Origin of the sequence: Bacillus cereus group sp. MYBK30-2 (genome assembly GCF_051915945.1) — a bacterium.
GTDB classification, from domain to species: domain Bacteria; phylum Bacillota; class Bacilli; order Bacillales; family Bacillaceae_G; genus Bacillus_A; species Bacillus_A paramycoides.
The window spans coordinates 577,154-602,765 of sequence record NZ_JBQAFR010000002.1 but is presented as its reverse complement, the minus strand read 5'-3'; the positions used below and the strand labels follow the sequence as shown (position 1 = coordinate 602,765).

Below are 25,612 nucleotides of genomic sequence, written 5' to 3'. Positions count from 1 at the left end.
ATAAGAGATAAATAAACAATGTAGAGAGGGTTTAGTGAAATGAAGTTGCATACACTTGTATCATGTTTGCATGATTTTCCAGTTGTTCCAAAAGAAAATCCAGAAATAACATCTATTGAAGCTGATTCACGTAAAGTGAGAGAGGGAAGCTTATTTGTATGTATGAAAGGATATACGGTTGATAGCCATGACTTTGCTAAGCAAGCAGCCGCACAAGGAGCGGCTGCTATTGTTGCGGAAAGACCAATTGATGTTGACGTTCCAGTTGTACTTGTGAAAAATACTTTTCGTTCGTTAGCGGTTTTAGCTGATTACTTTTATGGCCAACCAACACACAAGTTACATTTAATCGGTATTACAGGTACAAATGGAAAGACAACAACATCGCATATTATGGATGAAATTATGCGCGCACATGGTCATAAAACAGGGCTAATTGGAACGATTAATATGAAAATCGGTGATGAAACATTAGAGGTGAAGAATACAACACCAGATGCACTAACACTTCAACAGACGTTTTCAAAAATGGTTGAACAAGGTGTGGATAGCACAGTAATGGAAGTTTCGTCTCATGCTTTAGATCTTGGTCGTGTACACGGATGCGATTATGATGTTGCAGTATTTACGAATTTAACACAAGATCATTTAGACTATCATAATACGATGGAAGAATATAAACATGCGAAGGGATTGCTTTTTGCGCAGCTTGGCAATAGTTTTAATCATAATCGTGAAAAGTACGCTATATTAAACAGTGATGATCCAGTCGCGGAAGAGTATATGAGAAGTACGGCAGCTACTGTCGTTACATACGGTATAGAGGTTTCAAGTGATATTATGGCAAAAGATATCGTTATGACGAGCGGTGGCACAACATTTACACTTGTAACACCATATGAAAGTGTAAATGTTACGATGAAATTAATTGGTAAGTTCAACGTATACAATGTATTAGCTGCTACAGCAGCAGGGCTTGTTTCAGGCGTGAACTTACAAACAATTATTGACGTAATTAAACAGCTAGCTGGTGTTCCTGGGCGTTTTGAAGTTGTTGATGGCGGACAGAATTACACAGTTATTGTCGATTATGCACATACACCGGATAGTTTGGAGAACGTACTGAAAACAGCGAAACAGTTCGCAAAAGGTGATGTATATTGTATTGTTGGTTGCGGTGGTGATAGAGATCGGACGAAAAGACCGGTGATGGCAAGTGTCGCAACTAAATATGCATCTCAAGCAATCTACACATCAGACAATCCAAGAAGTGAAGATCCAGTGGCTATTTTAGATGATATGATAAACGGTGCAAAAGGGAATAATTATGAAGTAATTGTTGATCGGAAAGAAGCGATACGCTATGCGATTTCAAAAGTGAAAGCAGAAGATATTATTATTATTGCTGGTAAAGGGCATGAAACGTATCAAATTATTGGTAAAGAAGTTCATCATTTTGACGATCGTGAAGTCGCTAAAGAAGCAATCACGGAGCGTTTAAACAACGAAGAGTAACAGCATGAGAGGAGGACTACATGTGCTTGAACAAGGTTTATTAGTAACGGCTGGGGTAGCATTCTTAATTTCTGTTGCCCTTTCGCCATTATTTATTCCATTTTTAAGAAAGTTAAAGTTCGGACAGAGTATTCGTGACGAAGGACCGAAGTCACACCAAAAGAAATCAGGGACACCAACGATGGGTGGTATTGTCATATATGTATCTATGATGGTGACTACGCTTATTATGGCGATTAAATTTGACCATTTAGGTGCAGAAGTATCATTGTTATTATTAGTTACATTTGGGTACGGATTAATCGGGTTTTTAGATGACTACATAAAAGTAGTTAAGAAAAGAAATCTTGGTTTAACATCAAAACAAAAATTGATTGGTCAGCTTGTAATTGCTATTGCGTTCTTTTTAATTGGAAAAGGGCAAGCATTTCACACGTATATCATGATTCCGGGAACTGATGTTAAATTCGAACTGAGCTGGGCATATTTTGTTCTTGTATTATTTATGCTTATTGGTGGATCGAATGCGGTTAACTTAACAGATGGTTTAGATGGTTTATTATCAGGGACAGCTGCTATTGCATTCGGAGCATTTAGTATTATTGCTGTGGCTCAAGAACAATTTGGGGTAGCGATTTTCTGTATGGCAGTTGTAGGAGCTGTACTTGGCTTTTTAGTATTCAATGCGAATCCAGCGAGAGTATTTATGGGGGACACGGGTTCTCTAGCTTTAGGTGGTGCAATCGCAGCTGTAGCGATTTTGTTAAAACAAGAATTGCTACTTGTTATTATTGGCGGCGTATTCGTAATGGAGACTTTATCTGTTATTATCCAAGTTATTTCGTTCAAAACAACAGGAAAGCGTGTCTTTAAAATGAGTCCATTACATCACCATTATGAATTATGTGGTTGGTCAGAGTGGCGCGTTGTTGTGACGTTTTGGTCTGTAGGATTTTTATTAGCTGTGCTAGGAATTTATATCGGGGTGTGGATGTAATTGAAAACTGTAACTGAATATCAAAATAAAAATGTTCTTGTATTAGGTATTGCTAAAAGTGGTTATGCAGCAGCTACTTTATTAAAAAAATTAGGGGCAAACGTCATTGTAAATGATGGGAAACCATTAGCGGGTAATGTACTTGCAGCTGAGTTACAAGCGGAAGGAATGGATGTTGTATGTGGTGGACATCCGTTAGAATTGCTGGAGAGAAACATTTCACTTGTCGTAAAAAATCCAGGAATTCCATATTCTAATCCACTATTAGTAGCGGCGAAAGAAAAGCAAATTCCAATTGTAACTGAGGTTGAATTAGCATATCGCATTTCAGTAGCACCGTTTGTTGGGATTACGGGATCTAATGGTAAAACAACAACGACTATGTTAACGTTTGAAATGTTAAAAGAAGGACAAAAGCACCCAGTTATTGCGGGGAATATCGGTACTGTAGCTTGTGAAGTTGCGCAATCCGCGAAAGAAAATGAAGTTGTCGTTACAGAACTTTCATCGTTCCAATTGATGGGAGTAGAATCGTTCCAACCAAAAATTGCAGCCTTTTTAAATTTATTTGAGGCTCACTTAGATTATCATGGGACGAAGAAAGAGTATGGTTTAGCGAAAGCAAATATTTTCAAAAACCAAACTGAAACAGATTATAGTGTAATTAATGCAGACGATGCGGATGTAATGGCATTATCGGCACAAAGTAAAGGGCAGAAAGTACTATTTTCGACGACGAAAGAAATTGAAGATGGTGCGTATATAAAAGATAATGCTCTTTATTTTAAAGGTGAAAAAGTGGTTGAAGTAAACGATATTGTTTTACCTGGTAAGCATAATTTAGAAAATATTTTAGCAGCAATGAGTATTGCTAAATTACTAGGTGTTTCTAATGAAGCAATTATTGTTGTATTAAAACGTTTTACAGGTGTAAAACATCGTTTAGAATATGTAACGACGATTAACAATCGTAAGTTTTATAATGATTCAAAAGCGACGAATATGCTAGCGACAGAAAAAGCATTATCTGCATTTACACAACCGATTGTTTTATTAGCTGGTGGACTTGATCGTGGAAATGAATTTGATGATTTAATTCCATACTTTAAACATGTCAAAGCGATTGTAACATTTGGACAAACTGCCCCTAAATTAGTAAGAGCGGCAGAAAAAGCAGGATTAGATGTAATTGAAAGTGTCGATACTTTGGAGGATGCAGTAGTGAAAGCTTATGCTCATTCTACAGATGGTGACGTTATTCTTCTTTCACCAGCATGTGCAAGCTGGGATCAATTTAAAACATTTGAAGAAAGAGGAGACATTTTTATACAAGCTGTGCATAAACTTATATAAAGTAAATCAAAACATCAGTAGGCTAACACCTACTGATGTTTTGTTACATAGGGCAAAAGGTTCTGCCCAAAGAGGTGGTGTTCATGGATAATGAAGAAAACGCCTGATTTTATTCTCATCATCGTTACACTTGCGTTGTTAACAATCGGAATGATTATGGTTTATAGTGCGAGTGCGGTTTGGGCCTCTTATAAAATGGGAGATTCATTCTTTTTTGCAAAAAGACAATTGTTATTTGCAAGCCTTGGGGTAGTAGCTATGTTTTTTATAATGAAAATTGATTATTGGGTGTGGCGTACGTATTCAAAAGTAATTTTGCTAGTTTGTTTCATTCTTCTTATTCTCGTTCTTATTCCTGGAGTAGGTCTCGTTCGTGGGGGCGCGCGAAGTTGGATTGGAATCGGGGCATTTTCTATCCAACCGTCAGAGTTTATGAAATTCGCGATGATTATTTTCCTAGCAAAATTTTTAGCGGAACGACAAAAATTAATTACATCTTTTAAACGTGGTTTACTACCAGCTCTTAGTTTTGTATTTCTTGCTTTTGGGATGATTATGTTACAACCAGACCTTGGTACGGGAACCGTAATGGTTGGGACATGTATCATCATGATATTTGTTTCGGGAGCACGAGTCTTTCATTTTGCAATGTTTGGATTACTTGGCGTAGCAGGATTTGTAGGGTTAATTGCATCGGCACCATATCGAATGAAGCGGATTACATCTTATTTAGATCCATGGTCAGATCCGCTTGGAAGCGGATTTCAAATTATCCAATCGTTACTCGCAATTGGACCTGGTGGTTTATTTGGGCTTGGACTTGGACAAAGTAGACAAAAATTTCTTTATTTGCCTGAACCACAAACAGATTTTATATTTGCAATCTTATCCGAGGAATTAGGTTTTATTGGTGGTTCATTTGTGTTATTATTATTTAGTCTATTACTATGGCGCGGGATTCGTATAGCATTAGGAGCGCCAGATTTATATGGTACGTTTTTAGCAGTAGGTATTGTGGCGATGATTGCGATTCAAGTAATGATTAATGTTGGTGTTGTAACAGGACTAATGCCTGTTACAGGTATTACTTTGCCGTTTTTAAGTTATGGTGGATCAAGTTTGACCTTAATGTTAATGGCAGTAGGTGTATTGTTGAATATAAGTCGCCATTCTCGCTATTAAACCCTGTTTATAAGACAGGGTTTTTCGTATGTGTGTGAAAATACAATATGTATATAGAAATAAATACGATTGAATAAGAACAGGGAAGTGGAGGAATTTGTAGTGCGAGTATTAGTTAGTGGTGGGGGGACTGGAGGACATATTTATCCAGCTCTTGCTTTAATTAGAGAAATAAAAAAATTAAATCCGGAAGCAAGGTTTTTATACATTGGTACGGAAAATGGGTTAGAGAGTACTATCGTACCGAAAGCAGGTATACCGTTTCAATCTATTGTTATCAGTGGATTTAAACGAAAAATATCTCTCGATAATGTAAAAACAGTGATGCGTTTCTTAAAAGGTGTTCAAGATAGTAAACGATATATTCGTCGTTTTAATCCTGATATTGTTATTGGCACTGGTGGATATGTATGTGGTCCAGTTGTTTATGCTGCGGCCAAATTAGGTATTCCAACTATTGTACACGAACAAAATAGTGTACCTGGTGTAACGAATAAATTTTTAAGTCGTTATGTTGATAAAGTTGCTGTTTGCTTTGAAGCAGCTGCAGAGCATTTTCCTGAGTCAAAAGTGGTTATGACAGGTAATCCACGTGCATCAGAAGTAATGGATCAAAATGGAATGAAAGGGAAACGTTCAGTAGGACTATCTCTTCCTAAAAAATCCGTACTTATTTTTGGTGGGAGTCGCGGAGCTAGACCGATTAATGATGCTTTTGTAGAAGCGATTGAACAATTTGGGAATAAAAGTTACGAAGTATTATATGTAACCGGTGAAGTACATTATGATAAAGTTATGGAAGCCGTGAAACAAAAAGGGAATCCGAATAATGTTATTATTAAACCTTTCATTCATAATATGCCGGAGGTACTGACTGGTGTAGATCTTGTTGTTTCAAGAGCAGGAGCTACAACGCTTGCGGAATTAACAGCGTTAGGAAAGCCGAGTGTATTAATTCCAAGTCCGTACGTAACAAATAACCATCAAGAAAAAAATGCACGTTCAGTTGTTGATAAAGGAGCAGCTAAAATGCTACTTGAAAAAGATTTAACATCTGAAACGCTTATTCGTGATATTGATGAAATTTTATTAGATGCACAAACATTACAAAACATGAAACTGGCTGCTAAGCAACTAGGTATTCCAGATGCAGCAAATAAGCTGTATGAAGTAATGAACAAGCTTATTAAAAAATAACATTAGGTGAACGCCCTGCATATTACTGTAATAAGGAGACTTAATATGGGGGAGATTGTTATGGAACAATTAGTAAAAGAGCTTTTAGAAGCAAATGTTGGTCGCGTGTTAGTTAACGAACCGTTAGCGCGTTACACGACTATGAAAATAGGTGGACCAGCTGATATTTTAATTGTGCCAAAGCATGTTGCCGGTATTGAGAAAACGCTAGAGTTAGTAAAGAAATATAAGAAAGAGTGGACTGCAATTGGTCGCGGTTCAAACCTTCTCATATCTGATCAAGGTATAGAAGGTGTCGTTATTCGTTTAGGAGAAGGATTAGACCACTTAGAAGTCGAAAAAAATAGAGTAAGAGTTGGTGGTGGATATCCCCTTATTAAATTGTCAACTTTACTTAGTCGCCAAGGATTAGCTGGATTGGAATTTGCAAGTGGTATTCCAGGAAGTGTTGGTGGTGCAGTATATATGAATGCAGGGGCTCATAACTCAGAGATATCGAATATATTAACGAAGACTCGTATTTTGTTTGAAAATGGTACAATTGACTGGCTGACGAATAATGAAATGGAATTTTCCTATCGTACATCTGTATTACAAAGGAAACGTCCTGGTATTGTTTTGGAAGCTGAGTTTCAATTACAGGCAGGAGAGCGTGAGGAAATTATAAGTAGCATGCAAAAGAATAAAGATTACCGCCGTGAAACGCAGCCGTGGAATCATCCTTGTGCAGGAAGTATATTTCGAAACCCAATCCCGTATTTTGCAGGAAATTTAATAGAAAAAGCAGGGCTTCGTGGTTATAAAATAGGTGGGGCTCAAATTTCTGAAATGCATGGGAATTTTATTATTAATACTGGGGCTGCATCAGCGCAAGATGTATTAGATTTGATTGCATTGATAAAGCATACAATTAAAGATAAATTTGGTGTAGATATGCATACAGAAGTAGAAATCATTGGAAGATAACGGTTATTCGTTCCGCTCATTATCATTTATGTTATAATAAGAAGATAAGAACGGCATGAAGAACATGCCGTTCTTTATGTTACGTAGGGGGATCGTACATGAAAAATAGTAAAGTGATTAAACTACAAGATCGTGTACCAAAATTAAAGAATCAAAAGAAAAAGAATAAAAAACCTGTTAATCATCGTTTAATTTTATACATATCAATTTTATTTTTATTAGTACTCTTTTTAATTTATTTTCGGTCTCCGCTTAGTAATATAAAAAAGATAAGTGTGTTTGGAAATCATTATATGACAGATGAACAAGTTATGAAGGAATCTGGTGTGACCTATGATACAAGTTATTTCCGAGTAACAGCACATAAAGCAGAAGAAAACTTAACGAAACGAAAAGAAATTAAAGCGGTAAATGTAAAAAAACGTTTTCCTAACAAAATTGACATTCATATTGAAGAATATTTAACGATTGGTTATATAAACAAAGATGGAAAATTACAACCGTTGTTAGAAAACGGGAAAACACTCGATGTACTTCCGAATGGTAAACTTCCTGTTGCAGCACCAATTTTTGAACCTTTTAAAGAGGAGAAAATGAAGGAGTTAATTGCAGAACTAGAAAAATTAACGCCGGCTATTTTAAGGTCTATTTCTGAAATTCGTTATACACCAACGAGCGCAAATGAAGACCATCTTACTTTATATATGAATGAAGGATATGAAGTAAGCACCACTATTCAAAATTTCGCAAAGCGAATGGAAGCTTATCCACTTATTATAAAAACAATTGAACCTGGTAAGAAGGTTTTAATTGACTTAGAAGTAGGCGCATATACGAAGGATTTAGGTGCTGAAGAAAAAAAAGAATAGAATGGTCGTTTTCACGACGTTATTACGGATAAAATGAAACGAATGTTCTTTTATATGCATACTAATTTACAAGAATGCTTCATTTGATGAAAAATATGTAAATTTTCTTAGATTCATACTAGGATTGGTACAAGTTTCACTTTTCTACAAGTACATCTTAGTGTAGACTTATACTTGGCGGTAAACTTTACGCTTGAAATGGAATTATTTCAAGATAAAGCAGTTATCCACAGTTTACTGCGATATTCTTAAATGAATGTTAAATAAAAATAAGAAAAATATAGGGTTAAAAAAGGGAAACGTATAAAGACGTTGAATATTTTTCTTATAAATAGTAAAGTTGCGATTGTTGTTCCATATATTGAGTTGTATGGTATAAATAAAGAAGGAGGTGCCAAAGAATGAACAGCAATGAAATATATGTTAGTCTTGACATCGGTACATCCAATGTTAAAGTCATCATTGGTGAAATGGTTAATGACAGCTTAAACATTATTGGTGTTGGAAACGTAAAATCAAATGGTTTGAAGAAGGGATCAATAGTTGATATAGACGAGACTGTTCGATCAATTAAAAAAGCAATTGAACAAGCTGAGCGCATGGTGGGGATCCACATTGAGCAAGTTGTAGTAGGTGTCAATGCAAACCAGGTACAGTTGCTCCCTTGTCACGGAGTAGTCGCTGTATCAAATGAAGATCGTGAAATCGGGAATGAAGATGTCTTACGCGTTCTAGATGCAGCACAAGTTGTGTCGATTGCTCCTGAACGTGAATTTATTGATGTGGTACCTCGACAGTTCATTGTAGACGGTCTTGACGAGATTAACGATCCACGCGGGATGATCGGTGTAAGATTAGAAATGGAAGGTACACTTATTACAGGCTCGAGAACTTTACTACATAACCTACTTCGTTGTGTAGAAAAAGCAGGTCTTGAAATTGTTGATATTTGTCTGCAACCTTTAGCTGCTGCGACAGTTGCCTTATCTTCGGATGAAAGAAATAGAGGAGTAGCCCTTGTTGATATTGGTGGAGGATCTACTACGTTATCTATTTTTAAAGATGGAGAGCTGCAAGCAACGAGCGTATTGCCATTAGGTGGAGATCATATAACGAAGGATATAGCGATTGGGCTGAAAACTTCGACAGAAAATGCAGATCAAATTAAGCTGAAATATGGACATGCTTTTTATGATACAGCATCTGAAGAAGAGATGTTTACGGTTCCTATTATGGGAAGCGATCAAACAGAACAATATTCTCAATTGGAATTATCGGATATCATCGAGGCTCGTATAGAGGAAATTTTAATGTTTGTTCAAGATGAAGTGCGTAAGTTAGGAGTAAAACAAGTAGCTTCTGGATATGTACTAACTGGTGGAATTGCTTCTATGCCAGGTGTTCTTGATCTTGCGTATGATATTTTACATGAAAATGTTCGTATAGCAACTCCTGATTATATTGGTGTTCGTGAGCCTCAATATACAATTGGAGTTGGATTAATTAAACACTCTTATCAAAAAGCTAAATTACGTGGGAAAAATGTGCAGGAAAAGCAAGAGCATTTTGAACCAGTACCAGCACCAACGCCGGTACAACAGCAACCTGCAAAGCAAAAAACTCGTAATCAAAACAATAATAATCAAAATGATGACCGTATGATGTCAAAAGTAAAACGTGTATTCCGTTATTTATGGGATTAAAATTGGACACGAAAAATGAGGTTCTAGGGGGATTTCGACATGTTAGAGTTTGATACTACTCAAGATCAATTAGCGAATATAAAAGTTATCGGTGTCGGCGGTGGCGGAAACAATGCTGTAAACCGTATGATTGAACACGGTGTGCAAGGTGTAGACTTTATCGCTGTGAATACTGATGCACAAGCATTAAATCTATCAAAAGCTGAAACAAAAATGCAAATTGGTGGAAAATTAACGCGTGGACTTGGTGCAGGCGCGAACCCTGAAGTAGGGAAAAAAGCTGCGGAAGAAAGTAAAGAACAGATCCAAGAAGCACTTCGTGGTGCAGATATGGTATTCGTAACTGCTGGTATGGGCGGTGGAACTGGAACTGGTGCAGCTCCAGTTGTTGCTCAAGTTGCAAAAGAACTAGGCGCGTTAACAGTTGGTGTTGTAACACGTCCATTTACATTTGAAGGACGTAAGCGTGCAACGCAAGCTGCATCTGGTATTGCAGCATTTAAAGAAAATGTAGATACACTTATTGTAATTCCAAACGACCGCTTATTAGAAATTGTTGATAAAAATACGCCAATGTTAGAAGCGTTCCGTGAAGCAGATAACGTGTTACGTCAAGGTGTTCAAGGTATTTCTGATTTAATTGCTACACCAGGTCTTATTAACTTAGACTTTGCAGACGTAAAGACAATTATGTCTAATAGAGGTTCTGCTTTAATGGGTATCGGTTCTGGTAATGGTGAAAATCGTGCTGCTGAAGCTGCGAAAAAAGCGATCTCTAGTCCATTACTAGAGACATCTATTGATGGAGCTCAAGGTGTTATTATGAACATTACGGGTGGAGCAAACTTAAGTTTATATGAAGTGCAAGAAGCGGCAGATATTGTAGCTTCAGCTTCGGATCCAGAAGTAAATATGATCTTCGGTTCTGTTATTAATGAAGGGTTAAAAGATGATATCGTTGTAACTGTAATTGCAACTGGTTTTGATGATAGCGCTGCGACGCAGCCACCAAAACCAATTATCCGTCCGAATGTGAATCATGCACAACAGCAACAACCAGTAGCTCAACCTTCAAAACAGCGTGAAGTAAAACGTGAAATGAAACGTGAAGAGCCGATTGTACATGAGCGTCATACAGATTCAGATGATATCGATATTCCAGCATTTTTACGTAACCGTCGTAGACGATAAAAAAAAGGAGCTTTCATGCTCCTTTTTTTGTTGTCTAAATGCAAAAGATCTGCTAAGCAGGTCTTTTTTTATTGCTTGTCAATGGAGACCTTTATATTTTTGTTTACATATAGTTCACTTCATATGTATACAAGTAAGAAATCTATATTATTCTATGAAAAAATATTTTTATTTATTACCGACAGATTATGTCTAGAAATCACAAAATAACAAAAAAACCCCTCCGCAAATTGACACACTTTCCTAGTGGATATGCATTATACTAGTCTCAACTTAAAAAAAGAGGTGAATTGTTTGGTTGTTTACGCCGACGTTGTTTGGTTGTTAAACGCCTGCATTGATTTTCTTTTACTTTTATTAACAGCTACCGTGTTGAAAAAGAGGATCAAAAGATGGAGGCTAGTGTTAGGGGCATTTATAGGTTCAACCATTGTTATTTTCGCCTTTACTCCCTTTGCTTCTATGATGACACATCCAATTATGAAACTACTGTACTCGTTACTTATTGTGTATACAGCATTTGGATTTTCAACGTTTAGAAATTATGCACAAACCGTTTTTACTTTTTACTTTGTAACTTTTATGGTTGGCGGAGGATTAATTGGAACTCATTTCTTTTTGCAAACAAATGAAATGGTAAATGGATTAGTTCAAGCGAAATCGATTTCTTATGGAGATCCTGTCAGTTGGTTATTCGTTTTTCTTGGTTTTCCGATTATTTATTATTTCTCCAAGAAACGTATTGAAAGTGTAGAAGTTACAAAAATACATTATGATCAAATTGTAAAGGTAAAGATCCAATTAGCAGAGTATGAATTGGAATTAGACGGTCTAATTGATAGTGGGAACCAACTTCACGATCCTTTAACCAAAACACCTGTTATGATTATGCATATTTCATCATTAGAGCATTGTTTACCAACTTGGTTGACAGCGCAGATTTATTCCAAAACAGAAATCCCTCAAATACCAGAAAATGATTCTGGATGGGCGACAAGGTTGCGTTTAGTTCCTTTTCGGGCAGTAGGGATAGAACATCAATTTTTATGGGCGATTAAGCCAGATAGTGTTCAAGTTTATCACGAAGGAAATGCTGTGGTTGTAAATAAGGTTCTGATTGGGCTAAACACACAGCAATTGTCCACTAATGGAGAGTATCAATGTATTGTACATCCGAAAATGTTGATTTCACAAAAAGTGGTAATCGCTTAATTATGAGAGGCGGGATAATATGATGAAATTGAAATTTTATTTAGTATACCTTTGGTATAAAGTATTATTGAAACTAGGAATTAAGACCGATGAAATTTATTACATAGGTGGAAGTGAAGCACTGCCACCTCCTTTAACGAAAGAAGAAGAGGAAGTTCTTTTGAATAAATTGCCAAAAGGAGATCAAGCGGCGAGGTCACTGCTTATTGAACGTAATTTACGTCTTGTTGTATATATAGCGAGAAAGTTTGAAAATACAGGGATAAATATTGAGGATTTGATAAGTATAGGAACAATCGGTCTTATTAAAGCAGTGAATACATTTAATCCAGAAAAGAAAATAAAATTAGCAACATATGCATCTCGTTGTATAGAAAATGAGATTTTAATGCATTTGCGTCGAAATAATAAAAATCGTTCGGAAGTTTCTTTTGATGAACCACTTAACATAGATTGGGATGGCAATGAATTGTTGTTATCAGATGTTTTAGGTACAGATGATGACATTATTACAAAAGATTTAGAAGCTACTGTAGATCGTCATCTTTTGATGAAAGCATTGCATCAATTAAATGATCGTGAAAAACAAATTATGGAGCTTCGATTTGGGCTCGCTGGTGAAGAAGAAAAGACACAAAAAGACGTGGCGGATATGCTCGGAATTTCGCAGTCTTATATTTCTCGTTTGGAAAAAAGAATTATAAAAAGATTACGAAAAGAATTTAATAAAATGGTGTAAAGAATAAGACCAGCTTGGGATCCAAGCTGGTCTTATTCTTTTTTGTTGCATTAGGAAATGAAACGTTTATGAAAAATGATGAGAAAACCATATGCATAAAATCCCCTTCAAAGGAAATACTTTACACTGTACAGCAACTCCCGATAGGAGGGAACACTTTGACGAGAAACAAAGTAGAAATTTGCGGTGTTGATACAGCTAAACTTCCAGTACTAAAAAATGAAGAGATGCGTAAATTATTTCGTGAAATGCAAAGTGGAGAGATAAGCGCAAGAGAGAAATTAGTGAATGGAAACTTACGTCTTGTACTGAGCGTCATCCAAAGATTTAATAACAGAGGAGAATATGTTGATGATTTATTTCAAGTTGGCTGCATTGGACTTATGAAATCCATTGATAACTTTGATTTAGGCCAAAATGTTAAATTTTCAACGTATGCTGTGCCGATGATTATTGGGGAAATACGCAGATATTTGCGTGATAATAATCCAATTCGCGTATCTCGCTCATTGCGCGATATTGCGTATAAAGCATTGCAAGTAAGAGAAAAGTTGATTGCTGAAAATTCAAAAGAACCAACAGCAATGGATATTGCAAAAGTTCTCGAAGTGACACATGAAGAGATTGTTTTTGCGCTAGATGCGATTCAAGACCCAGTTTCATTATTTGAACCAATTTATAACGATGGAGGAGATCCTATCTTTGTTATGGATCAGTTAAGTGATGAAAAACAAAAGGACGAGCAGTGGGTTGAAGAACTAGCGTTGAAAGAAGGGATGAAGCGTTTAAATGATCGTGAGAAAATGATTATTCGAAAACGTTTCTTCCAAGGAAAGACACAGATGGAAGTTGCTGAAGAAATTGGGATTTCTCAAGCGCAAGTATCACGTTTGGAGAAGTCTGCTATTAAGCAAATGAATAAGACGATTCAAGGATAAGGCCCTCACCAGTTATGGTGAGGCCTTTTTATATGTAATGGAGTTGACGCTCATAGTAGGGGGGACGGATTCATATAATGAAAACGATATGGAGTTTCTCTTAGTAGCGGTTACTTCCTGTTAATCCCGTTATTTGCGGGCAGTAAGACTCCCACCACAAGATTTGACTGCAAAGCAAAGGAGTTAGGTGGGAGTCGGGCTGCCTGTAAAAGCCCGATTGGTGAGGGCTAATAATCAGTGGGGGATGAACAAAACCCCCACTGATTAAAGTTTCACTTTATGTGAGAAATAATGGTCTGCGTACTTACAATTTGCGATATAAGGGAGAGGATGAATATGATACGGATTTCGGAGTTTCAAATGAAGGATGTTGTAAATGTTTCAGATGGAAAGAGGCTTGGGAATATTGGAGATATTGATATTGATATAGACACAGGAAAGATTAGGGCGGTTATTATTTCTAAGCAGGCACGAATGCTTGGACTCTTTGGGAAGGAAGTAGAATTTGTAATTCCTTGGGAACAAATTATGAAAATTGGGGAAGATGTCATACTTGTAAAAGTAGATCATGTTAATTCTGTAACAGAATCAATACAAATACCGACAATTTCTTAAAGAATATTACAAATTCCTCTTTTTTTTCTGTTGTCATTATGAAAAAATAAAAGTATGGTAAAATAGACAGGAAGTACCATGCTTTTTTTCTGTTATTTTAATTAAAAGGAGCCGCTTTATGAGAGAACCATTTAAATATGTGGACGGTATACTGTATTTACAAGCGTGGAAAGAACTTGGAAACATTACTGCTGGATTTACGACAAAAGATGGTGGGGTAAGTACAGGCTCCTTTCATGCGATGAATTTAGGATTACATGTGAATGATATCGTGGAGAATGTTCATGAAAACAGACGCATTTTAGCGAATAAGTTACAAAAACCATTAGAAAAATGGATTTGTTCTGAACAAGTTCATGATCATCATGTTGAAAAAGTAGGGCAACAAGAAAAAGGAAAAGGCGTCTATTCATATGAAGACGGTATTCCAAAAACGGATGGCATTTATACAACTAATACAGATGTACTCTTAACATCTTGTTACGCGGATTGTGTTCCACTCTATTTTTATGCACCATCACATGGTATGATAGGACTTGCACATGCTGGATGGAAAGGAACTGTAAAAGAGATTGCGAAAGAAATGATTCAAAAGTGGAATGCAGAAGGTGTTTCAAGTGATGAAATTCATGTTGCAATTGGGCCAGCAATCGGATCATGTTGTTATGTTGTTGATGATCGAGTATTAACAGCAGCTCAGCAAGTAGTAAACGGTCCTGTTCCTTATAAAGTAATTTCTGATGGACAGTATGCAATTAATTTAAAAGAAGTTAATCGTATATTATGTGTACAAGCAGGTATAAAAGAAGAACATATTGTAATGTCATCTCTTTGTACAAGCTGTGAAGAACAATTCTTTTTCTCTCATCGTCGTGATCAAGGTAAGACAGGGAGAATGTTGAGTTTCATAGGTTTTAAGGAGGATTGAAGCAAGTGACAGTACAAGGGAATTTAGCAGTTGTAAACGAGGCGATTACAAAATCTTGTGCACGAGCTGGACGTTCGGTGAAAGATATTAAGCTCGTTGCAGTTACAAAAACTGTAGGAATTGAAAAAACAAGCGAAGTAATTGAAGCTGGAATTATCGATTTAGGTGAAAATAGAAATGAAGGTTTTTTACAAAAATATGAGCATTTCGGCTCAAAAGTGAATTGGCATTTTATTGGCTCATTGCAAACGAGAAAAGTAAAAGAAATCATTAATGAGATTGATTATTTACATTCATTAGATCGTCTTTCTCTTGCAAAAGAAATTCAAAAACGTGCTGAAAAGAAAATTCAATGCTTTATTCAAGTGAAAACATCATCTGAAGAATCAAAGCAAGGATTGGCGATAGAAGAAACAATTTCTTTTATTCAAAGTTTGCAAGAATTGGATAAAATTGAAGTGGTAGGACTGATGACAATGGCTCCGTTTACAGAAAAAGAGGAAGAGGTTCGTCGCTGCTTTAAGGAATTGCACATGCTACAAAAGCAAGTTCAGGAGCTAGAATTATTACATGCGCCATGTAAAGAATTATCAATGGGAATGTCCAATGATTACACGATTGCAATTGAGGAAGGTGCTACATATATTCGTTTGGGAACGGTTCTAGTAGGAAAAGTGTAAAAGGAAGGAGAAAGTTATTATGAGTTGGTCAAAAGTAAAATACTTCTTTTTTGACACACCGGAAGAAAAAGAAGCAGCTCAATATGGTTATGAAAAGGAGCAAACAGACATGAAAAAACAACAAGATCCCCCAGAACAACAAGATGTTCCGTTTGCGAAAGTGCAACCGAAGCAAAATGTTGTGAGTATTGAAACAGCAAAGCAACCTTCAAAAGTTGTTTTACTAGAACCACGCACATATTCGGAAGCACAAGGCATTTCGGATCACTTAAAAGGTAGACGAGCTGTTGTAATTAATTTGCAGAGAATGTCTACAGATCAAGCTGTACGTATCGTTGACTTTTTAAGTGGTACTGTATACGCTATAGGCGGGGATATTCAAAAAATAGGCCCGAAAACATTTATGTGTACACCTGAAAATGTAGATATTGTTGGTGCAATTTCAGAGTTGTTCGGTGAAGAAGAAGAGACGAATATAAAGAGGTGGTAATACGCCATGATAACAGTTCTAACAGTATTGCATTATGCTATTCAAATTTATTCCTATGCGCTTATCATTTACATTCTTTTGTCTTGGTTCCCAGGTGCAAGAGAATCAGCATTTGGTGATTTTCTTGCACGCATTTGCGAACCTTATTTAGAGCCTTTTAGGAGATTTATTCCACCGCTTGGTATGATTGATATTTCTCCAATTGTCGCGATTTTCACATTGAATCTTGCTGGTAGAGGATTGGCGAGTTTATTTCTTTATTTTGTTTAGCGAGAGGTTACATGCATGAGCATCTACGAGCATTTTAGACCTGATGAAGAGGTCTTTGTGGATAAAGTATTAGAGTGGAAACAGGCAGCTGAGTACCATCAAGTCAAGTTAACGGACTTTCTTGATCCAAGACAGCAACAAATTGTTTCTATGGTAATAGGACAAGGAGATGTAGCTGTACGGTTTGATGGTGCGATGCCTGAAGCCGAACGGAAAAGAGCACTAATTTATCCAGACTATCTAGAATTAAATGAAGAGGAATTTCAAGTAGAAGTATTAGAAATTGACTATCCTTCCAAGTTTTATACGCTAGAACATAGGCAAATATTAGGTGCATTCATGTCGCTTGGTTTAACAAGGGAAAAATGTGGTGATATTTTGCTGCAAGAAGATCGTGCCCAAATTGCAGTTGCGAAAGAAGTTGTATCGTATATTGAAATGAACTTACAATCAATAGGGAAAATGAAAGTCACACTTTCTCCTATACAAGTAGAGCAAATTTTGCAGGTAAGTGAAAAATGGGGAGAAAAATCTGGTACTGTTTCGTCACTTCGTCTAGATGTTTTATTAGCTGAAATGTTACATATATCTAGGCAAAAAGCACAACCCCTCATAAAAAATGGTCTAGTAAAAGTCAATTGGAAAACAGTAGAGCAAACTTCGTATGAATGTTTTCCAGGGGATGTTTTCTCGATTAGAGGGTATGGACGAAGTAAATTATTTTCCGTAGAAGGTAGAACGAAGCGCGACAAATGGAGAGTTTTGTATGGTATACTAAAATGATTGGTTTTTTAGAAGGAAATTCTCTTATTTTGTCGAAGAAAAGATATAATTGAAAGAGGAAATTTAGATAACTACTTGGAGGTGGCGTTGTGCCGTTAACACCATTAGATATTCATAACAAAGAATTTGGTCGCGGATTCCGTGGCTATGATGAAGATCAAGTAAATGAGTTTCTTGATCAAATCATCAAAGATTATGAATTAGTCATTCGTGAGAAAAAAGCTTTAGAAGAAAAGGTTGCACAATTAGAAGGAAAGTTAGATCATTTTTCTAATATTGAAGATACGCTGAACAAATCTATCGTTGTCGCACAAGAGGCTGCTGAAGAAGTGAAGCGTAATGCACAAAAAGAAGCAAAATTAATTGTACGTGAAGCAGAAAAAAATGCAGATCGTATCATTAACGAAGCGTTAGTGAAATCAAGAAAAGTTGCTTTTGATATTGAAGAGTTGAAGAAACAAGCGAAAGTATTCCGAACTCGTTTCCGTATGTTATTAGAAACACAACTTGAAATGTTAAACAACGACGATTGGGATAAACTAATTGAGTTAGAAGACGAAGTAGACGAGCTGTTGAAAAAAGAAGAAACAGTGTAAGCTTGACGTTTTTCTCATTATTACATATAATTTTAAACAACATATTTATTAAGAAAAACGAAGATAGGGATAAGTACCTTTTTCATACCTTATATAGCGAACTGAGGATGGTGTAAGCTCAGGATAAGGAGATAATGGGAATATCACCCTGGAGTTCCACGCTGAACATTTGTAGTAAGCGTAGGCGTATATTCGCGTTAAGAATATAAAGAGGATCCTATACATTTGTATATGGTCTACTAGGGTGGTACCGCGGGAGACTTTCTCGTCCCTTTTTGGGATGAGAAAGTCTCTTTTTTATTCCGTTTTTTAAGGTCTTTCTTTTATACATTCAAGGAGGAATTGAGCATGGAGTACAAAAATACATTACTAATGCCAAAAACAGAATTCCCTATGCGTGGGAATTTACCAAAACGTGAGCCTGCAATGCAAGAAAAATGGGCTGAAATGAACATTTATGAAAAGGTGCAAGAGCATACAAAGGGTCGTCCTTTATTTGTACTGCATGATGGACCTCCATATGCGAATGGTGACATTCATATGGGACACGCGTTGAATAAAGTGTTAAAAGACTTTATCGTTCGTTTTAAATCAATGACAGGATACTGTGCACCGTATGTACCAGGTTGGGATACACACGGTTTACCAATTGAACAAGCTTTAACGAATAAAGGTGTAAAGCGTAAAGAAATGACAGTTGCTGAGTTCCGTAAGTTATGTGCAGAGTATGCATATGAACAAGTAGAACGTCAACGTGAACAATTTAAGCGTCTAGGTGTACGTGCAGATTGGGACAATCCATATATTACTTTAGAGCCAGCTTATGAAGCACAACAAATTAAAGTGTTTGGTGACATGGCGAAAAAAGGTTATATCTATAAAGGACAGAAACCAGTTTATTGGTCTCCAACGAGTGAGTCTGCTTTAGCAGAAGCTGAAATTGAATACCAAGATAAAAAATCAGCATCTATTTACGTAGCATTTCCTGTAAAAGACGGAAAGAACGTATTAGAAGGTGATGAGAAATTTATTATTTGGACAACAACACCTTGGACGTTACCTGCAAACTTAGGTATTTCTGTTCATCCAGAACTTGAATATAGCATTGTGAAAGTAAATGATGAAAAATATATTATTGCTTCTGAACTATTTGATACAGTTGCAAAAACGTTAGAGTGGGAAAATACTGAAGTTGTGAAAACAGTAAAAGGTAGCGAGCTTGAGTATACAGTTGCGAAGCATCCATTCTATGATCGTGACTCTTTAGTTATGCTAGGTGAGCACGTTACAACAGATGCTGGTACAGGTTGTGTTCATACAGCACCTGGACATGGGGAAGACGATTTCCTTGTTGGTAAGAAATATGGATTAGAAGTTCTTTGCCCAGTTGATGATAAAGGTGTATTAACAAGTGAAGCACCTGGATTTGAAGGCTTATTCTATGATAAAGCTAACAAACCAATTACGGAAAAATTAGAAGAAGTAGGCGCGTTACTAAAATTAACATTTATTACGCATTCATACCCACATGACTGGAGAACGAAAAAACCAATTATTTTCCGTGCAACAGCACAGTGGTTTGCATCTATTGAAGCATTCCGTAAAGAATTATTACAAGCTGTTGAAGAAACGAAATGGGTGCCAGCATGGGGTGAGACTCGTCTTCATAATATGGTTCGTGACCGTGGGGATTGGTGTATTTCTCGTCAACGTGCATGGGGTGTGCCAATTCCAGTATTTTATGCGGAAAATGGAGACCCGATTATTACAGATGAAACAATTAGCTATGTAGCAGATTTATTCCGTGAACACGGTTCTAACGTATGGTTCGAGCGTGAAGCGAAAGATCTATTACCAGAAGGATTTACACATCCAGGTAGCCCAAATGGTGAATTCCGAAAAGAAACAGACATTATGGATGTTTGGTTTGATTCAGGATCTTCTCACCAAGCGGTATTAGAAGAGCGTGATGACCTGCAACGCCCAGCAGATTTATATTTAGAAGGATCTGACCAATATCGCGGTTGGTTTAACTCTTCATTATCAACAGCTGTTGCTGTAACAGGTAAAGCACCGTATAAAGGTGTTCTAAGCCACGGTTTCGTACTAGATGGTGAAGGACGTAAAATGAGTAAGTCGATTGGAAACATCGTCGTACCGAAGAAAATTATGGATCAATTAGGCGGAGATATTTTACGCTTATGGGTATCTTCTGTTGACTACCAATCTGATGTACGTATTTCAGATGATATTTTAAAACAAGTAGCAGAAGTGTATCGTAAAATCCGTAATACATTCCGTTTCTTATTAGGTAACTTAGATGACTTTAATCCGAGTGAAAATACAGTGGTGGCAGCTGAGCTTCGTGAAGTGGACCGTTACATGCTAGTAAAATTAAATGACTTAATTACAAAAGTAAAAGAAGCGTATGAAGCATATGACTTTGCGGCAGTATATCATGCAATTCATAACTTCTGTACAATTGATTTAAGCTCATTCTATTTAGATTTTGCGAAAGACATTTTATACATTGAAGGTGCAAATCACCACGATCGTCGTGCGATTCAAACAGTGCTATATGATGTTCTTGTTGCATTAACAAAACTGGTAACGCCAATCTTACCTCATACAGCTGATGAAGTATGGCCATATGTTCCTGGTGCAGAAGAAGAAAGCGTACAGTTAACTAATATGCCAGAAGTTGTAGAAGTAGATGGTGCTGAAGCGTTAAAAACAAAATGGGATGCGTTTATGACGTTACGTGATGACGTATTAAAAGCTTTAGAAGTCGCTCGTAATGAAAAAGTAATTGGTAAGTCATTAAATGCAAGTATTACACTATATCCGACTGCAGAAATGAAAGCTATGTTAGAGTCTATTAGTGAAGACTTAAAGCAACTATTTATCGTTTCTGAGTATAAACTTGGTGGTATGATGGAAGAAGCGCCAGCAGATGCACCTAAGTATGAGCATACAGCGGTTGTTGTAGCTCAGGCAACAGGTGATACGTGTGAACGTTGTTGGGTTGTTTCAGAAACAATTGGTAAAGATGCAGAACATGAAACATTATGTGAGCGTTGTGCAACAGTTGTTAAAGAAAACTATGTGAAATAATAAAAAAAACTGACTGCTCGTAATAGCAGTCAGTTTTTTTATTGATGATATATTGAAATAATTTTCGCTCTCTTTCCTACGAAGGAAAAATGTGTGTGAGGTAAGCGTGGAAATTTCGGACACACTAATTGTACATTGCAGCTGGGAGGAATGTACACGTGAATGAAATTTATATGGAAATAAAAGAAGAATTACAATTGATGAGAAAAGAGTTGCAAGAGAGATTGGCTAAAGAAGTAATGCACACATATTATATGGAATTTGGGCAAGAGCTTGGATATGAAATAAAGGAAGAGACAAAGAAAAAATTGCTATTACATGATATAAAAGAGGATTTAAAAGATGTAGAACGTGCATTGTTTAAAATGGAAATAGATATGTACGGTATTTGTGAAGAAACTGGGAGAGTAATTTCGGTAAAACAAATGAAAACAATGCCAACTGCCCGTACGATTCATGAATTTTTCTATGAAAAGGTAAATGTATGAATACGCACAACGATATTATATTACCTTTTTTTAATTTATTTTATTCTTCTATAAAGGTTCATTGTGAAAAGATAGCAGCTATGCTAAAATTTTGAGGTACACTGTCTTTATGGGGGAAATGAAAATGATATATTATGTAATAGCGTTATTTGTCATTGCCATCGATCAAATATCGAAGTGGCTAATTGTAAAGAACATGGAATTGGGTACGAGCATTCCGATTATCGATAATGTATTATACATAACATCACATCGAAATAGAGGAGCTGCCTGGGGTATTTTAGAAAATAAAATGTGGTTCTTCTACATTATTACAGTCGTTTTCGTAGCATTTATCGTATTTTATATGAAAAAATATGCAAAAACGGACAAACTTCTAGGTATTTCATTAGGTCTAATTTTAGGCGGAGCAATTGGCAATTTTATTGATCGTGTATTTAGACAAGAAGTAGTGGATTTCATTCACGTGTATATTTTCTCGTACAACTATCCAGTATTCAATATAGCTGACTCAGCATTATGTATTGGAGTTGTATTAATTATTATTCAAACAGTATTAGAAGGAAAGAAAACGAAGGAGTAATTGAATGAGTGAAGTAGTACAAGTAACAGTTGCAGAAGAACAAAAAAGCGAGCGAATTGATAAATTCGTTGCAGGAATAAACAATGAATGGTCACGTTCACAAGTACAGCAATGGATTAAAGATGCTGTTGTGACAGTTAATGGGAAAGCAGTTAAAGGGAATTATAAAGTAAAAGAAAATGATGAAATTACAGTGACGATTCCTGAGCCAGAAGAGTTAGATATTCAACCGGAAGATATGAATTTAGAAATTTATTATGAAGATGCAGATGTACTCGTAGTAAATAAGCCACGTGGCATGGTTGTGCATCCAGCACCAGGGCACACAAGCGGCACGCTTGTAAACGGACTTATGCATCATTGTACAGATTTATCAGGTATTAACGGTGTAATGCGTCCAGGTATCGTACATCGTATTGATAAAGATACATCTGGACTGTTAATGGTTGCGAAAAATGATATGGCGCACGAATCACTTGTAAATCAACTTGTAGCAAAAACGGTAACGAGACGTTATAAAGCGATTGTACACGGTGTAATTCCACATGATAAAGGGACAATTGATGCTCCAATTGGTCGCGATAAGAAAGAACGTCAAAGTATGACAGTTGATGAAAATGGTAAGAACGCTGTTACGCATTTCCAAGTGTTAGAGCGATTTAAAGATTTCACACTTGTAGAATGCCGCTTAGAAACGGGACGTACGCACCAAATTCGTGTGCATATGAAATATATTGGTTATCCACTTGCAGGGGATCCGAAGTATGGTCCGAAGAAAACATTAGATATGAATGGGCAAGCACTTCACGCAGGTATTTTAGGTTTCGAACACCCTCGTACTGGTGAATATATTGAGTTTGAGGCACCGATTCCAAAAGTGTTTGAAGAAGCACTAAATATTTTACGAAAATAGTATTGACAAATCATAAGAAAACTGAGATACTGACAACAGTTAAATAATGATCCTTTAACACAGCCCCGTGAGGTTGAGAAGGTAACGGTTTGAAATACTTAGGGTATGCTGTACCCTTTTTTCAAAAGTCCTCTCGCACACGCTGAGAGGACTTTTTTTATACCATTACTCTCACGCAAGAAAAAAAGCTTGGAGGTGTAGAGCATGCAAGAGAAAGCTGTCGTTTTAGATGACCAAATGATTCGCCGCGCTTTAACACGAATTAGTCATGAAATCGTGGAACGAAATAAAGGTGTCGATAATTGTGTTCTTGTCGGAATTAAAACACGTGGAATTTTTATTGCACAACGTTTGGCAGAACGAATTGGTCAAATTGAAGGAAAAGAGATGGAAGTAGGAGAGTTAGATATTACGTTATATCGTGATGATTTGACACTACAATCGAAAAATAAAGAACCACTTGTAAAAGGTTCTGATATCCCTGTAGATATTACGAAGAAAAAAGTTATCCTTGTGGATGATGTATTATATACAGGAAGAACAGTTCGAGCAGCAATGGATGCTCTTATGGATTTAGGTAGACCATCGCAAATCCAACTGGCTGTTCTTGTTGATAGAGGACATCGTGAATTACCAATTCGCGCTGATTATGTAGGAAAAAACATTCCAACATCTAGTGAAGAGCGTATCGAAGTTGATTTGCAAGAGACAGATCAACAAGATCGAGTAAGCATATACGATAAGTAAAGCCCTTTTAAATGTAGTCCTGTGAGGCTGCCAAAGGGTCTTGGCTTTCATATGTCAAATTTGGCATACGAAAGTATAGGACTCTTTGTGCACAGGCACAAAGAGTTTTTTTATTGCAAAGATTATAACTGAAGGAGGATGTAACAATGGAACAAAAGCCAGTGTTAGACATTCATGAAGTACCGAAACCGGGAAAATGGTTATTATTAAGTATACAACATTTGTTCGCGATGTTTGGATCAACAGTGCTTGTTCCGTTTTTAACAGGACTGAATCCATCAGTAGCTTTAATATCAAGTGGATTAGGAACGCTAGCGTTTCTTCTTATAACGAAAGGTCAAGTACCAGCATATTTAGGATCATCATTCGCCTTTATTGCACCAATTATTACAGCAAAAACAGCAGGTGGACCTGGAGCAGCAATGCTTGGTGGTTTGCTAGCGGGACTTGTGTACATCTTAATCTCAATCGGAATTAAGAAATCTGGGTCAGAGTGGATTATGAAATTACTTCCGCCAATCGTAGTTGGACCAGTCGTAATGGTAATCGGTTTAGCTTTAGCACATACAGCGGTTAACATGGCGATGAACGGTGCGGATGGTAAGTATAGCATTACACACTTTTCAGTAGCACTAGTAACTTTAGCAATTACAATCATTTGCTCCATATTCGGAAGAGGATTTTTCAGCATCATACCAGTGTTACTTGGAATCATCGGCGGGTATATCTTCGCTTACTTCCAAGGGCTAGTAGATTTAAAGCCGGTAGCTGAGGCAAAATGGTTTACTGTACCAGATTTCACAGTACCGTTTGTAACATATACTCCGGAGTTCTCATGGAAGATTGTACTTTTAATGGTACCAGTAGCACTAGTAACAATTTCAGAACATATCGGACATCAAATTGTACTTGGAAATGTTATTAAAAGAGATTTAATTGAAAAACCAGGTTTACATCGTTCAATCTTCGGTGATGGAGTAGCAACATTGATCGCGTCACTAATAGGTGGACCACCGAATACAACGTATGGTGAAAATATCGGTGTGCTAGCAATTACGAGAGCATACAGTGTATACTTATTCATCGGTTCAGCAGTGTTCGCAATCATGTTTGGATTTATCGGGAAGATTTCAGCACTGATTCACTCGATTCCAACACCGGTTATGGGTGGCGTATCAATCTTGCTCTTCGGTGTAATCGCATCAAGTGGTTTACGTATGATGGTAGACGATAAAACAGACTTAGGTGACAAACGAAACCTAATGATTGCATCAGTCATACTAGTAATTGGTATTGGCGGAGCGGTACTCCATGTAGGTGAATCGTTCCAAGTAGAAGGTATGGCGCTTGCAGCAATTGTAGGTGTACTATTAAATCTACTATTACCAGAAATGAAACAAACAAAACAATCTAAGCAGATTGCTTCATAAAAACAACCTTTTAATTCAGTCCTGTGAGACAGAAAAGGGTGGCTTCTTCCTTGCACCCTAGTCTCACATGGCTAGGGTATTTTTATGCAGTTATTGTTATATAAATACAGAAG

General features: G+C 36.7%; 25 protein-coding genes and 1 other annotated feature. All 25 genes read left to right on the top strand.

From position 1 onward, the window contains the following. The first annotated feature begins 39 nt into the window (after positions 1 to 39). Complete coding sequence (locus ACTFQM_RS14560) at positions 40 to 1,515, top strand: UDP-N-acetylmuramoyl-L-alanyl-D-glutamate--2,6-diaminopimelate ligase (RefSeq protein ID WP_440034978.1); 1,476 nt, start codon at positions 40 to 42, stop codon at positions 1,513 to 1,515. Positions 1,516 to 1,537: 22 nt separating this feature from the next. Next, entirely contained in the window at positions 1,538 to 2,512 is a 975-nt protein-coding gene (mraY, locus tag ACTFQM_RS14555; RefSeq protein ID WP_440034977.1) for a phospho-N-acetylmuramoyl-pentapeptide-transferase, read from the top strand. Continuing rightward, positions 2,513 to 3,865 carry a UDP-N-acetylmuramoyl-L-alanine--D-glutamate ligase gene (gene murD / locus ACTFQM_RS14550; RefSeq protein WP_440034975.1) on the top strand — a complete coding sequence of 451 codons (1,353 nt, stop codon included), beginning with the start codon at positions 2,513 to 2,515 and terminating at the stop codon, positions 3,863 to 3,865. A gap of 90 nt (positions 3,866 to 3,955) precedes the next feature. Further along, positions 3,956 to 5,047, top strand: a complete 1,092-nt coding sequence (spoVE, locus tag ACTFQM_RS14545; RefSeq protein ID WP_002173158.1) for a stage V sporulation protein E — start codon at positions 3,956 to 3,958, stop codon at positions 5,045 to 5,047. A 102-nt stretch (positions 5,048 to 5,149) separates the two neighbouring features. Beyond that, positions 5,150 to 6,244, top strand: a complete 1,095-nt coding sequence (gene murG, locus ACTFQM_RS14540; protein ID WP_025147785.1) for an undecaprenyldiphospho-muramoylpentapeptide beta-N-acetylglucosaminyltransferase — start codon at positions 5,150 to 5,152, stop codon at positions 6,242 to 6,244. A gap of 60 nt (positions 6,245 to 6,304) precedes the next feature. Further along, positions 6,305 to 7,210, top strand: a complete 906-nt coding sequence (gene murB, locus ACTFQM_RS14535) for a UDP-N-acetylmuramate dehydrogenase (RefSeq protein ID WP_033719437.1) — start codon at positions 6,305 to 6,307, stop codon at positions 7,208 to 7,210. Between the two features lie 98 nt (positions 7,211 to 7,308). Then, entirely contained in the window at positions 7,309 to 8,079 is a 771-nt protein-coding gene (gene divIB / locus ACTFQM_RS14530) for a cell division protein DivIB (protein ID WP_242270801.1), read from the top strand. A gap of 401 nt (positions 8,080 to 8,480) precedes the next feature. Next, positions 8,481 to 9,782 carry a cell division protein FtsA gene (gene ftsA, locus ACTFQM_RS14525; protein WP_440034970.1) on the top strand — a complete coding sequence of 434 codons (1,302 nt, stop codon included), beginning with the start codon at positions 8,481 to 8,483 and terminating at the stop codon, positions 9,780 to 9,782. 39 nt (positions 9,783 to 9,821) lie between these two features. After that, positions 9,822 to 10,973 (top strand): cell division protein FtsZ, encoded by a 1,152-nt coding sequence (ftsZ, locus tag ACTFQM_RS14520; RefSeq protein WP_048373997.1) that lies wholly within the window; start codon positions 9,822 to 9,824, stop codon positions 10,971 to 10,973. 294 nt (positions 10,974 to 11,267) lie between these two features. Continuing rightward, a complete protein-coding gene (gene spoIIGA, locus ACTFQM_RS14515; protein WP_048373994.1) occupies positions 11,268 to 12,185 on the top strand; it encodes a sigma-E processing peptidase SpoIIGA in 918 nt (305 codons plus the stop codon). 19 nt (positions 12,186 to 12,204) lie between these two features. Beyond that, a complete protein-coding gene (gene sigE / locus ACTFQM_RS14510; protein WP_000976947.1) occupies positions 12,205 to 12,924 on the top strand; it encodes an RNA polymerase sporulation sigma factor SigE in 720 nt (239 codons plus the stop codon). A 158-nt stretch (positions 12,925 to 13,082) separates the two neighbouring features. Further along, complete coding sequence (gene sigG / locus ACTFQM_RS14505; RefSeq protein WP_000197755.1) at positions 13,083 to 13,862, top strand: RNA polymerase sporulation sigma factor SigG; 780 nt, start codon at positions 13,083 to 13,085, stop codon at positions 13,860 to 13,862. Between the two features lie 336 nt (positions 13,863 to 14,198). Next, positions 14,199 to 14,477 (top strand): YlmC/YmxH family sporulation protein, encoded by a 279-nt coding sequence (locus tag ACTFQM_RS14500; RefSeq protein ID WP_427309970.1) that lies wholly within the window; start codon positions 14,199 to 14,201, stop codon positions 14,475 to 14,477. 118 nt (positions 14,478 to 14,595) lie between these two features. Next, complete coding sequence (pgeF, locus tag ACTFQM_RS14495; protein WP_440034967.1) at positions 14,596 to 15,405, top strand: peptidoglycan editing factor PgeF; 810 nt, start codon at positions 14,596 to 14,598, stop codon at positions 15,403 to 15,405. Between the two features lie 5 nt (positions 15,406 to 15,410). Then, complete coding sequence (locus tag ACTFQM_RS14490) at positions 15,411 to 16,085, top strand: YggS family pyridoxal phosphate-dependent enzyme (protein ID WP_440035781.1); 675 nt, start codon at positions 15,411 to 15,413, stop codon at positions 16,083 to 16,085. A gap of 19 nt (positions 16,086 to 16,104) precedes the next feature. Beyond that, positions 16,105 to 16,575, top strand: coding sequence for a cell division protein SepF (locus ACTFQM_RS14485; RefSeq protein WP_002173148.1), 471 nt, complete (start codon positions 16,105 to 16,107; stop codon positions 16,573 to 16,575). 6 nt (positions 16,576 to 16,581) lie between these two features. Then, positions 16,582 to 16,845 carry a YggT family protein gene (locus ACTFQM_RS14480; protein ID WP_002173147.1) on the top strand — a complete coding sequence of 88 codons (264 nt, stop codon included), beginning with the start codon at positions 16,582 to 16,584 and terminating at the stop codon, positions 16,843 to 16,845. A 15-nt stretch (positions 16,846 to 16,860) separates the two neighbouring features. Continuing rightward, complete coding sequence (locus ACTFQM_RS14475; RefSeq protein ID WP_048373984.1) at positions 16,861 to 17,628, top strand: RNA-binding protein; 768 nt, start codon at positions 16,861 to 16,863, stop codon at positions 17,626 to 17,628. An 89-nt stretch (positions 17,629 to 17,717) separates the two neighbouring features. Then, a complete protein-coding gene (gene divIVA / locus ACTFQM_RS14470; protein WP_001131611.1) occupies positions 17,718 to 18,224 on the top strand; it encodes a septum site-determining protein DivIVA in 507 nt (168 codons plus the stop codon). Positions 18,225 to 18,275: 51 nt separating this feature from the next. Next, positions 18,276 to 18,500, top strand: a binding site (T-box leader). A gap of 72 nt (positions 18,501 to 18,572) precedes the next feature. Beyond that, a complete protein-coding gene (gene ileS2 / locus ACTFQM_RS14465) occupies positions 18,573 to 21,338 on the top strand; it encodes an isoleucine--tRNA ligase (protein WP_002173145.1) in 2,766 nt (921 codons plus the stop codon). Between the two features lie 158 nt (positions 21,339 to 21,496). Next, on the top strand, positions 21,497 to 21,826 hold the full coding sequence (locus ACTFQM_RS14460) for a hypothetical protein (RefSeq protein ID WP_002173144.1): 330 nt from the start codon (positions 21,497 to 21,499) through the stop codon (positions 21,824 to 21,826). Positions 21,827 to 21,950: 124 nt separating this feature from the next. Next, positions 21,951 to 22,409, top strand: a complete 459-nt coding sequence (gene lspA / locus ACTFQM_RS14455; protein ID WP_000642178.1) for a lipoprotein signal peptidase LspA — start codon at positions 21,951 to 21,953, stop codon at positions 22,407 to 22,409. Between the two features lie 4 nt (positions 22,410 to 22,413). Beyond that, positions 22,414 to 23,322 carry an RluA family pseudouridine synthase gene (locus ACTFQM_RS14450; RefSeq protein ID WP_440034963.1) on the top strand — a complete coding sequence of 303 codons (909 nt, stop codon included), beginning with the start codon at positions 22,414 to 22,416 and terminating at the stop codon, positions 23,320 to 23,322. A gap of 204 nt (positions 23,323 to 23,526) precedes the next feature. Beyond that, entirely contained in the window at positions 23,527 to 24,069 is a 543-nt protein-coding gene (gene pyrR / locus ACTFQM_RS14445; protein ID WP_001156491.1) for a bifunctional pyrimidine operon transcriptional regulator/uracil phosphoribosyltransferase, read from the top strand. Between the two features lie 146 nt (positions 24,070 to 24,215). Beyond that, positions 24,216 to 25,499: a uracil permease gene (gene uraA, locus ACTFQM_RS14440; protein WP_002173142.1), complete on the top strand. Its 1,284-nt coding sequence runs from the start codon at positions 24,216 to 24,218 to the stop codon at positions 25,497 to 25,499. Positions 25,500 to 25,612: the final 113 nt, after the last annotated feature.